This is a genomic window from Lysobacter sp. KACC 24251 (assembly GCF_057747755.1).
This window is the reverse complement of record NZ_CM173222.1, coordinates 2280311-2291964: the sequence shown is the minus strand read 5'-3', so window position 1 is coordinate 2291964 and position 11654 is coordinate 2280311. Positions and strand designations below refer to the sequence as shown.

Genomic DNA, 11654 nt, shown 5'->3' with positions numbered 1-11654 from the left:
CCCATGGCATAATCCCCCGCTTATTTGTACCGACGGAAGAACGACATGAACCTGCTCGACCTCGTGATCGCCCCCGCGTATGCCCAGGCCGCTCCGGCCCCGGGTGGCGGCATGGGCACCCTGCTGTTCCCGATCGTCCTGATCGCGATCATGTACTTCCTGATGATCCGCCCCCAGATGAAGCGCGCCAAGGAACACAAGGCGATGCTGGAGAAGCTGTCCAAGGGCGATGAGGTGCTGACCAACGGCGGCATCGCCGGCCGCGTCACCGACATCGGTGAGAATTTCATCACGGTTGAAATCGCCGACAACGTGCAGATCCGCGTGCAGAAGGGCGCAATCGCCAACGTCCTGCCCAAGGGCAGCTTGAAGTCGGCCTGAGCCGGCTCCAACACCCGCTGACGCCAACCTTACGCCGATAGACGGCGGCCCAAGCGCCGCCGTGGGGTCCAATCGATGCTGACTTACGCACGCTGGAAGTACTTCGTCATCCTGGTCGTACTCGTGCTGAGCACGCTGTATGCGTTGCCCAACATGTACCCGCAGGACAGTTCCGTGCAGGTCACCGCCAACCGCGGCGCGGTGGTGGACGAGGCATTGAAGACGCGCGTCTCGGCCGACCTGACCAAGGCCGGCATCGCCCCCAAGCAGGTCGAGATCGACAAGGGCAACCTGCTGGTGCGCCTGAACGACCCCGACGCGCAGGGCAAGGCGGCCGACGTGCTGCGTCCGGCGCTGGGCAATGACTACACGGTCGCGCTGAACCTGGCCTCCACCGTGCCTGATTGGCTGGAAAAGATCGGGGCCCGCGCGATGGTGCTCGGCCTGGACCTCCAGGGTGGCGTGCACTTCACCATGCAGGTGGACCAGAAGGCGACGATCGAGAAGCGGCTGGATGCCACCGCCGAAGGCATCCGTGCGCAGCTTCGTGACAGCCGCGTTCGCTATGAATCGGTCGAGCGGCGCACCAACAACACCGTCGTGGCGACCCTGTCCAACCCGGCCGACGCCGAGAAGGCGCGCGAGCTGCTGCTGACCAGCCAGCAGGGCATGCAGGTGGATGCGGAAGGCAACGTCGTGACCGTGCTGTTGCCGCAGGCCGAGATCAAGCGCCTGGCCATCGAGGCTATCGAGCAGAACGTCGGCACCTTGCGCAACCGCATCAATTCGCTCGGCGTGTCCGAGCCGATCATCCAGCGCCAGGGCGAGGACCGCATCGTCGTCCAGTTGCCCGGCGTGCAGGACACCGCGCAGGCCAAGCGCGTGCTCGGCGCCACCGCCACGCTGGAATACCGCGCCGCGCTCGAAGGCAGTGCCTACGACGCTGTCGCCAGCGGCATCATCCCGCCCGATGCCAAGCTCTATTACCGCACCGAGAAGGGACCGGACGGCAAGCCCATGCCGATCCTGCTCAGCAAGCGCGTGATTGCCACCGGTGACCAGCTGGTGCGCGCCACCTCGATGTTTGATTCGCAATCCGGCTCGCCGGCGGTGTCGGTCACGCTGAACAGCGCCGGCGGCCAGCGCATGTTCGACTTCACCTCCAACAATGTCGGCAAGCCGATGGCGGTGGTGTACATCGAGCGCATCCCCGAGGTGCGCATGGTCGACGGCCAGGAAGTCCGCTCCACACGCGTCAGCGAGGAGGTGATCTCGGTCGCCACCATCAACGGCGTGTTCGGCAAGGAGTTCCAGACCACCGGTCTGGAGAGCGCCCAGTTCGCCACCGACCTGGCCCGCCAGATCCGCTCCGGTTCGCTGGCCGCCCCGATGGATTTCATCGAAGAGCGCGTGGTTGGTCCGAGCCTGGGCCGCGAGAACGTGGAGCGCGGCATGCGCGCCGTGGCGTTCTCGTTCCTGTTCGCGCTTGGCTTCTTCCTGGTCTATTACCGCATGTTCGGCGTGATCACCTGCCTGGCGCTGCTGATCAACATGCTGGCGCTGATCGCGGTGATGTCCTGGTTCGGTGCCACGCTGACGTTGCCGGGCCTGGCGGGCATCGCCCTGACGGTGGGCATGTCGGTGGACGCCAACGTGCTGATCAACGAGCGCATACGTGAGGAGTTGCGGGCGGGCATGCCACCCCACGCCGCCATTGCCACCGGTTACGAGAAGGCCTCCGGCACGATCGCCGACGCCAACCTGACCGCGATCCTGGCAGGCGTGGCGCTGTTCGCCTTCGGCACCGGCCCGGTCAAGGGCTTCGCCATCTCCACCATCGTCGGCATCCTGACCTCGATGTACACCGCGGTCTCGGTCTCGCGCGGCATTGCCACGCTGATCTACGGCCGCCGCCGCAAGCTCAAGTCCATCGCTATCTGACGGGAAGCGCACGACCATGAAACCGTTCAATGTTTTCCCGTACGACAGCAAGTTTGACTTCATGCGCCTGCGCTGGGTGTCGCTGGGGCTGGCGCTGGCGTTGCTGGTGGTCTCCATCGGTGCGATGGCGTTCAAGGGCTTCAACTTCGCCCTGGACTTCACCGGCGGCACCGTCACCGAGCTGCGTTTCGAGCGCCCGGTGGACATCGATGACGTACGCACGCGACTGGACCGCGCCGGCTTTGCCGGCGCCCAGGTGCAGACGTTCGGTTCGGGCAACGACCTGCTGATCCGCCTGCAACCCAAGGAAGGCGGCGAGCCGGGCGCTGACGAGCAGCACAACACCGCGCAGGCCGTGCAGCAGGCGCTGGCTTTCGAGGGCAATCCAGGCAAGGTGATGCGCAGCGAGTTCGTCGGCCCGCAGGTCGGCAAGGACCTGGCGCAGAACGGCGTTTGGGCGCTGATCTTCGTGGTCGTCGGCTTCCTGATGTACATCTCGTTCCGGTTCGAGAAGAAGTTCGCCGTCTCGGCCGTTCTGACCACTCTGCATGACGTGGTGGTCGTGCTGGGCTGGTTCGCGATCACCGGCCGCGAGTTCGACCTCACCGTGCTGGCCGGCGTGCTGTCGGTGATGGGTTTCTCGATCAACGACACCATCGTGGTGTTCGACCGCGTGCGCGAGAACTTCCGCTCGATGCGTGCTGATCCGGTGTCGATCCTCAACACTTCGATCAACCAGACCCTGTCGCGTACGGTGATCACCTCGGTGGTGGCGCTGCTGACGGTGGTCGCGCTGTACGTTTACGGCGGTGGTTCGCTGGAAGGCATGGCCGAGGCGATGATCGTCGGTATCGTGTTGGGTACCATTTCGTCGATCTTCGTGGCCGCACCGCTGCTGACCCTGGGGCCGTTGAAGGTCACCAAGCAGGATCTGTTGCCAAAGGCGAAGGACGAGGCGGAGTTGGCGCGCCGTCCGTAACGGATTGCTGCACCGTGTTCCCGGGAGAGGCCGCCTTGTGCGGCCTCTTTCCGTTGTAGTGGTCATGCCCGGAGGGAGTGGCCACCATGAGCCTGTCGATCCTGCCCGCAAGCCTCAACCGTTTCGCCGCTGCCGTTGTCTGCGGGGCCGGTCTGGCGCTTGCAGTGTGGCCTGCCGCCGCACAACCCTACCGGTTCAGCAACGTGGATCGCGTGGTTGCCATTGGTGATGTTCACGGCGCGTATCCCGAGTTCGTTCAGGTACTGAAGGGCACCGGCCTGGTTGATGCCAACCTGCGCTGGCAGGGCGGGCGCACGCACCTGGTGTCGAACGGCGACCTGTTCAGTCGCGGTGACGAGGCGCTGAAGGTGGTCGAACTGCTGATGCGACTCCAGGACGAGGCCGCGGCCGCGGGCGGTGCGGTGCATCCGTTGCTGGGCAATCATGAGGTGATGTCGCTGACCGGCGATCTGCGTTACGTCAGTCCCGGCGAATTTGCCACGTACGCGACAGCGGAAGGCAAGGCCCGCGACGCGGCCCTCGGCGCACGCCCGGGCTATCTCGAGCGGATGGCGGCGTTGGCGCCGGATGGACGCATCGGGCAATGGCTGCTGCAAAGGCCCGTGATGATCGTGATCAACGACGAGTTGTTCGTTCACGGAGGGCTCTCGGACAAGCTGGCCGGGCAGACGCTGGAGCAGGTCAACACGAGCGCCATCCGCGACGTACGCGCCTTTGCGGACGGTTGGCACGCGCTGATCAAGGGTGGTGCGCTCAAGCCCACCGACGATTTCGACCGAATCCTCGCGGTGGCGAACGCACTGGCCGCCGTGCCGGCATCCGCAACCGAGCCGCCTTCGCCGCTGCAGCCCTCGGCGCAAGCCATCGTGGCCGCGGTGAAAGGGCTGCCGTTCCAGTCCAATGGGCCGGTCTGGTACCGCGGCAGCTCGGTCTGCCATCCGTACACGGAGTCCGAGGTGGCCAAGGCAGCCCTGCGCTCGTTGGGGGCGCGTCGCATGGTGGTGGGGCATACCCCCACCCTGGACCACCGGATCAGTCTTCGCCTGGAAGGACAGGTCGCGCGCATAGACACTGGCATGAACAAGGCCGCATACGACGGCATTCCCGCGGCATTGGTGATCGAGCGAGGCCGAACGCAGGCGTTCCATCTTGGGGACGGACTGGCCGCGCCTCGTGCCGAGTCCAACCGCGAGTGGGCGCGCCCGCATGGCATGAGCGACGCGCAGTTGGAGGACTTCCTGCTCAACGCTCCGATCACCCAGGACGAAACTCTGGACCTGGGGGTAACCAAGCCGCGGCGCCTGACGCTGGAACGCGACGCCACGCGCATCCGAGCGGTATTCAAGAACTACGACAGCGATCCGGAGATCCGTCCCAACGGGCGCTGGGAGCGCCGCTACGACAAGGCGGACCGCTACCTGTATGAAATTGCCGCGTACAAGCTCGATCGCATCCTCGGCCTGCAGATGGTGCCGGTGGCGGTGGAGCGCCGCGTGGGGGGTGAGCGCGGCCTGGTGCAGTACTGGGTGGAAGGCGCCCACAACGAGACCGATCGCATCCAGCAGAAGCTGCAGTACGATAGCGACTGCAGCTTCCTCCGGCAGCAACAGCTGATCAACGTCTTCGACGTGCTGGTGCACAACCTGGACCGCAACACCGGCAACATCCTCTACGACCGGGACTGGCAGGTGTGGATGATCGACCACACCCGCGCATTCAGCACTGAACAAGGTCGGCCTCCGGAACTGCGCAACGCACCCATCGTCGTCTCCCCGCAGATGCGGGCGGCGCTGGCCAACGTCACCGAGTCGCGGCTGGCGACCCTGGCGCCGTACCTGCACATCCGGCAGATCCGGGCGCTGGTCGCCCGTGCGCAGGCGCTGCGAACCTCGCGCTGACCGTCACCCACGCCGTCCCGCGGCGCGGGCGACCGCGTGGCGCAGCGGTCGGACGGGTTTCGATGTGCGTTTTCCAGCACGTGCATCCGCCGCACGTGCATGTTCACGGCCGATCAGCAGCGACACGGCCAGCCCGACCAGCGCCAAGCCCAGGTTGAACAGCATGATCCGGCCAATCTCCACCTGCAGCCACTGCGCGGCGACGAAGATCGTCAGTGCATGCAGCAGGTCGCCGAAGCGCCAGAAGAAGGTGTCGATGGTGGTCTTGCCAACGTATTTCTGCTCGCGTGTCAGCGGCAGGAACAGCGAATGGCAGCTGGTGCCATGCAGCGAGTAGTTCATGCCGTTTTCCGCGATCATGGTCACGCGGACGAGGGCGAAAACCGGCATCCAGGCCATCAGTCCATAGTTGGCCACCATCACCAGCGGCAGCATCACCAGTGCAGCCCGCATGCCAAGGTACTTGAGCACGCGCGAGACCACGAACATCTGCAGGAACAGCTGCAACAGCGTGATCCAGGCGAAATAATCAGCGTAGAACCGGCCGATGATCTCGCGCTCACCGGCAACGTCGCCGCTGGCCACCCGCTGCGCGGCGTAATCCTCCACGAAGCTGGCGAGGATGAACCCACCCGTGGAGTTGATCCAGTTGATCAGCGCCACGAACACCGCGATCAACAACAGGTAGCGGCTGCGCAACACCACGTCGAAGCCGGAACGCAGCTCTCCAAGCCCGCGCAGCGGTGGGGTGCGGGACAGTCCATCGTCTTTGGCACGCGAGCGCTCGGGCACGCTGCGCTCCACGAACATGCTCAGGCACAGGGCCGTGGCCAGCAACAGCGCAGCCACCAGCATCAGCGGAAACGGGCCGACTGCCGAGATCAGCCAACCGGACAGGCGGCTGCCACACCAGGCTCCCAGCGCTGCTCCCACGGCAATGATGGCGAACAGGCGTTGGCCGCTGCGGATGTTGAACAGGTCCGCGGCGAATGCCCAGAACTGTGCCAGCAGCATCACGCTGAACACACCCACCCAGATGAAGAAGGGGACACCGATCGGCACCCCGGCCGCCCCGAGCGCGCAGAACACCAGCAGGTTGGTGATGAAGAATCCCATCACCCAGCGCAGCACCGTGGACTTGCCGCCATGCCCGTCCAGGTGGTCGAACAGCAGCTTGTACAGCGGGATCAGGAAGATCAGCGTCAGCGCCACCGCCCCGATCGCATAGCTGCGCACCACCGACGTGCCTTCGGCGAGGATCAGGGCCTCCCGCAGCGGTCGGATCAGGTAGTAGGCGAGCAGCAGGAGATAAACCTGCGTGACCATCAGCAGGATGCTGCGGCCTTCGCCAGGCCTCACCGTGGCCAGTAAGTGCAGGGCGCGTTCCAGTGGCGAGAGATCGGCGGTGCGCATGGTTCCACCCGGGCAGGCAAGGGCTGCAAGGGTGCGTACAGGAAAGGGCGGCGGCGATGACGCCGCGGCCCTCCCGTCAGGCGCATCCGGCCGTCTTGAACCCGGCGCGGGAGGGTAGGGGCCGGGTTAACCCGGCACCTGGCATCAATCGAATGCGGCGGCGTAGCCAGTGTTGACGATGCGCTGCTGCAGCAGCTCGGAGACCCGGATGTTGCCAGCCACCAGGGGGCGCGGGTTGATGCCGCGCACGTCCATCGGGCCCGTGGCACGGCCGCGGAAGTCGCACACCTTGCCGCCGGCCTCGCGGACCATCAGCGCGCCGGCCGCAATGTCCCACGGCTTAACGCCGGCCTCGAAGTAGGCATCGGCGCGGCCGCAGGCCACGTAGGCCAGGTCCAGTGCGGCCGAACCGGTGCGCCGGATGTCCTCGGCCTCGGTCAGCAGGCTGTCCACGCACTTGAGCTGCGCACTGGCGCGGGCGCGCTCGCGCGGCGGGAAGCCGGTGATGAGCATGGCGCCGGTGAGGTCCTTGCGGTCGGCAACACGCACGCGCTTTTCATTGAGCACGCAGCCACTGCCGCGGCTGGCGGTGAACAGCTCGTTGCGCAAGGGATCGAAGATGACGCCGTGGATCGGCTCGCCCGCTTCGAGCAGCGCGATGGACACGCAGAAGTGCGGGATGCCGCGCAGATAATTGCTGGTGCCGTCCAGGGGGTCGATGACCCACACGTAACGGGCCCTGCCCTCGGCGCCGTTGAGCGGGCCGCTTTCTTCCCCGAGGATGCCGTAGTCCGGCGTGGATCGGCGGAATTCCTTGATGATCTCTTTTTCCGCCAGGGCATCCACTTCGCTGGCGAAGTCCATGCGGTCCTTTTCCACGACGTTCAGCGCGTCCAGCTTGTACATATGGCGCAACAGCACGTTGCCGGCGGCGCGGGCGGCCTTGACCATGAGGGTGACGGCGGGTTTCTGCATGGCAACGGGCCTCTCGTGGCTGAGGTGGGGGTCGGGCTGGCGGCGATAAAGAACGTTCCGGCTCTGGGCCGGCCGACCAGTTTACCATTACCGGCGATGAGTACCGACTCCAACCTTTCCTCTGGCCACCTGCGCATCGTCCTGGTCGGCACCCAGCACCCCGGCAACATTGGCTCCGCGGCCCGGGCCATCAAGACCATGGGCCTGTCCCGCCTGGTGCTGGTGGCCCCGGAAAAGGCCCCCAACGCCGAATCCTATTCGCTGGCCGCGGGCGCCGACGACGTGCTGGCCGCCGCCGTGACCCATGCCACCCTGGCCGAAGCCGTGGCGGACTGCCACTTCGTACTGGGCTGTACCGCCCGCAGCCGCCGGGTGGCCCTGGATGAGCTGATGCCGGCTGACGCGGCCGCGCGCGCCGTCGCCCGCGCCACCGAGGGCGGCGAGGTCGCGCTGGTGTTCGGGCGCGAGCGGACCGGCCTGGACAATGACGAACTGCAACTGTGCCACGCGGCGGTGCACATCCCGGCCAACCCCGAGTACAGCTCGCTCAACCTGGCAATGGCGGTACAGGTGCTGTCCTACGAGTTGCGGCTGGCCCTGCTCGGTCGTGCGGGCAGCGCGCCCGGTGCGGCCCCGCGCAGCGTCGAAGCCGCGTCGGCCGAGCGCGTCGATCCCCCCGCGTCCCATGCCCAGTTGGAGGGCTTCTTCGGCCAACTCGGCGACGTGCTGGACCTGATCGACTTCCACAAGGGACGGGTGCCGGAATCGGCGATGCGCAAGCTGCGCCGCCTGTTCCTGCGTGCGGATATGGACGAGCGCGAGGTCCGCCTGCTGCGCGGCATCCTGGCCGACGTGGAGCGGACCGCGCGGCTTGGCCCCAAACAGGGCTGATTACGCGAGATGGCAGCGGGGCGCTATACCCGCGCGCACCGCTTTCGTTTAGTCTGCCAGACGGTCTGACATCCGGATGTGCTCCTTGATCGCTCAGCTTCGCAGCCTCGCCCTGGTCCTGCTCGGATTTGCCTGTGGCGCGCTGTTCCCGGTCAAGGCTGCCTCGGACGACGGCGTGCTGGTGCTCGGCCGTATCAGTGACAACCCGCAGGAACACTACGAGCAGCTCAAGCCGCTGCTGGACTACGTGGTGCCGCGAATGGCCGACGTCGGAATTCGCGAAGGCCATATCCTCATGGCCAAGGACGCGCAGCAGATGGCCAGCTACCTGCGCCGTGGGCGTGTGGACTGGGTCACCGAAACCGCGGCGTCGGCGGTGTTGCTGCAGGAACGTGCCGACGCCCAGCCCATCCTGTTGACCGAGCGCGACGGCACCAGTTACTACCACAGTGTGTTCTTCGCCCGCCGCGACAGCGGCATCCGCTCCCTGGGGGATCTGCGCGGCCACAACGTGGCCTTCCAACGATCGTCCTCGACCAGTGCCTACTACGTGCCGGCTGCCGAGCTGCTGGAACGTGGCATGCGCCTGGAGATCCTGCTGGCGCCGACGGACGGCGTTGCATCCCACGAGGTGGGCTACCTATTCGCCCGCTCCGAGCTGAACATCTCCACGTGGGTGCACAAGCGCCTCGTGGATGCGGGCGTCATGAGCAACCTCGATTGGGACAATCCGCGGCACATGCCCCCCAGCTTTGCGCGCGACTTCGTCATCATCGGCAAGTCGGAGCCCTATCCGCGCGCATTGGAGCTGGTGCGCGGTGACCTGGACGCGCGCGTGCGCGAGCGTCTGGCGCAGGTGCTTACCGATGCCGCGGCCGACCCGGACGCCAGCGAAGCCCTGCTGAAATTCTTCAAGACCACCCGCTTCCTGCCGCTGGACCCGCAGACCAGTGAATCGCTTCGTCGTCTCTCCACCGGCATCGATCGCGTGCGTCGGGAGGTCGAATGACCCCGTGGCACGGCCTGCAGGCCCGCTTCGTCATGTTGATGGGGCTGGTGCTGGTGCTCGTGCTGTCGGTGCTGGCGGTGCTTTGGCACCGGCAGGAGCGCATGCAGGCGCAGGTGGAGACCACCAGCCGCGTGGCCATGCAGGAGATGGCCAATGACACCCTTCGGCGCAACGCCGAAGGCATGGTGGGCGAATTGGCCCGGGCGATGGCCAACCCCCTCTACTACTTCGACCTGGATGCGATCGGTCGGCTGGGGCAGACCACGCTGCGGCAGCCGGGCACCCGCTACGTCAAGGTGTTCGACGCGCAGGGGCGCATCGTCCACGACGGTAGCGAGGACATCCCCGACTACGGCCAGGCCATGGACGATCCGATGGCATACGAGGCCGTTGCCGCGCGTGGCGTCCATACGCAGGTCTCGGGGGACACGATGGACGTGTCGGCGCCCATCACCATCGGCAACCAGCGGATCGGCGGCGTCCGCGCGGGCTACGACCTCAACGTCATCCGCCAGCACCAGGAGCGCGCCAGTGCCGGGCTGCGCAGCCAGCTGCAGGCCCTGGGACAAGAACACCTGTTGTGGATCGGGTTGTTGAGCGCGGTCCTCACCGCGCTGGGGGTGGCGATGGCCTGGCTGATCCAGCGCTCCCTGGTACGGCCGATCCGCCAGTTGGCCGATGCGGCACGCGCGATCGAGGCAGGCCACTACGACACGCCCATGCCGTCGAACGGGCGCCGCGACGAAATCGGCGACCTGATGAACGCCTTTTCGCGAATGGGCACCAGCGTGGCGCGCCACGACCGCGAGATCCGGCGCATGGCCTACACCGATGCGCTGACCGGTCTGCACAACCGCCTGGCCTTCCGCGAGGCACTCGACCAGCGGCTGCTGACCCTGCATGGCGCGGGTCGCCAACTGGCATTACTGTTCGCCGACATCGACGATTTCAAGCGCGTCAACGACACGCTTGGCCATGAAGCCGGCGACGACGTGCTGGTGCAGTTCGCCAACCGGATCCAGGACCTTGTCCAGCGCCTCGGCGGCGACGCTGCCCTGCTTGCCCGGTTCGGCGGGGATGAGTTCGTGATCCTGGTCGAGTCGGGCGCGGCCTACGGCGACGAGATCCGATCCGTGGCGACGCGCCTGGCCGATGCGCTGGTCGAAGAGCTGGGCCACCCGATCACCATCGAAGGCCGACAGGTGTTCCTCGGTACATCGGTGGGCATCACCCTGTTCCCCGAGGATGCCTCGGGCGCGACCGCGCTGATGAAGAACGGCGACATCGCGATGTACCAGGCCAAGGTGGCGGGCAAGAACTGCTACCGCTTCTACAGCCGTGCGATGGACCAGGCGGTGGAGCGCCGCGTGCACCTGGAACACGAGTTGCGTGGCGCATGGGATCGCGGCGAACTGAGCCTGGCCTACCAGCCGGTCTTCCGTTTGGCCGACGGGGCGATGATCGGCGCTGAAGCGCTGCTGCGCTGGCGCCATCCCAAGCACGGGCTGGTCGCGCCTTCGGTGTTCATCGAAGTGGCCGAGGAGAGCGGCCTGATCGAAACCCTGGGGCCGCAGGTACTGCGTTCCGCCTGCCGCGACGCGGTGCGCTGGAACGCGCGCGCGCCCAATCGCCAACCGCTGTTCGTGTCGGTCAACGTGTCACCACGGCAACTGCGCAGCGGCGACTTGCCGCGCGTGGTGGCCGCAACGCTGGCCGAGAGTGGCCTGTCGCCGCAGCAGCTGCACCTGGAACTGACCGAGACCGCGGTGATCGGCGACGAGATCCACGCCGGTAACCTGCTCTCGCGCCTGCGCGAGACCGGGGTGAAGGTGTGGCTGGATGATTTCGGCACCGGTTTCTCCGGCCTCAGCCACCTGCGCCGCGTACCGGTGGACGGGGTCAAGATCGACCGCAGCTTCATCGCCGACATCCTGCGCGACCCCGACGACCTCGCTTTGACCACGGCCATCATCGCGATGGCGCACTCGCTGGGCATCATCGTGGTGGCCGAGGGCGTCGAGAAGGAAGGCCAGTACGCGCTGCTGCGCGAGCGTGGCTGCGACCTCGCGCAGGGCTACTGGATCGGCCACCCGGTGGCGATCGACGAGTTCATGTCCCTGTTGGGTTGAGCCTTCAGCTGGCGCGC

At 66.5% G+C, this 11654-nt stretch carries 9 protein-coding genes; 7 read left to right on the top strand and 2 right to left on the bottom strand.

Annotated elements, in window-relative coordinates:
• The first annotated feature begins 45 nt into the window (after positions 1-45).
• The 4 genes from yajC (at position 46) to AC3ARF_RS10720 (ending at position 5220) form a co-directional block, all read left to right on the top strand.
• Positions 46-381, top strand: coding sequence for a preprotein translocase subunit YajC (gene yajC, locus AC3ARF_RS10735; RefSeq protein ID WP_498927797.1), 336 nt, complete (start codon positions 46-48; stop codon positions 379-381).
• A 75-nt stretch (positions 382-456) separates the two neighbouring features.
• Positions 457-2322, top strand: coding sequence for a protein translocase subunit SecD (secD, locus tag AC3ARF_RS10730; protein ID WP_498927796.1), 1866 nt, complete (start codon positions 457-459; stop codon positions 2320-2322).
• Between the two features lie 16 nt (positions 2323-2338).
• A complete protein-coding gene (secF, locus tag AC3ARF_RS10725; RefSeq protein ID WP_498927794.1) occupies positions 2339-3301 on the top strand; it encodes a protein translocase subunit SecF in 963 nt (320 codons plus the stop codon).
• An 86-nt stretch (positions 3302-3387) separates the two neighbouring features.
• Positions 3388-5220, top strand: a complete 1833-nt coding sequence (locus AC3ARF_RS10720; protein WP_498927792.1) for a metallophosphoesterase — start codon at positions 3388-3390, stop codon at positions 5218-5220.
• A 3-nt stretch (positions 5221-5223) separates the two neighbouring features.
• Here AC3ARF_RS10720 and AC3ARF_RS10715 read toward each other — a convergent pair whose 3' ends face one another.
• Both AC3ARF_RS10715 and AC3ARF_RS10710 read right to left on the bottom strand, forming a co-directional pair.
• Positions 5224-6633, bottom strand: coding sequence for an NTP/NDP exchange transporter (locus AC3ARF_RS10715; protein ID WP_498927790.1), 1410 nt, complete (start codon positions 6631-6633; stop codon positions 5224-5226).
• A gap of 144 nt (positions 6634-6777) precedes the next feature.
• Positions 6778-7608, bottom strand: a complete 831-nt coding sequence (locus AC3ARF_RS10710) for an inositol monophosphatase family protein (protein ID WP_498927788.1) — start codon at positions 7606-7608, stop codon at positions 6778-6780.
• A gap of 96 nt (positions 7609-7704) precedes the next feature.
• Here AC3ARF_RS10710 and AC3ARF_RS10705 point away from each other — a divergent pair, with 96 nt between their 5' ends.
• The 3 genes from AC3ARF_RS10705 (at position 7705) to AC3ARF_RS10695 (ending at position 11637) form a co-directional block, all read left to right on the top strand.
• The gene (locus AC3ARF_RS10705) at positions 7705-8499 is read left to right on the top strand and encodes an RNA methyltransferase (protein WP_498927786.1); all 795 of its coding nucleotides are present in this window, start codon (positions 7705-7707) and stop codon (positions 8497-8499) included.
• Between the two features lie 76 nt (positions 8500-8575).
• Entirely contained in the window at positions 8576-9508 is a 933-nt protein-coding gene (locus AC3ARF_RS10700; RefSeq protein ID WP_498927784.1) for a phosphate/phosphite/phosphonate ABC transporter substrate-binding protein, read from the top strand.
• Positions 9505-11637, top strand: a complete 2133-nt coding sequence (locus AC3ARF_RS10695) for a putative bifunctional diguanylate cyclase/phosphodiesterase (protein WP_498927782.1) — start codon at positions 9505-9507, stop codon at positions 11635-11637. The genes AC3ARF_RS10700 and AC3ARF_RS10695 overlap by 4 nt, the downstream gene beginning before the upstream one ends.
• Positions 11638-11654 lie beyond the last annotated feature (17 nt).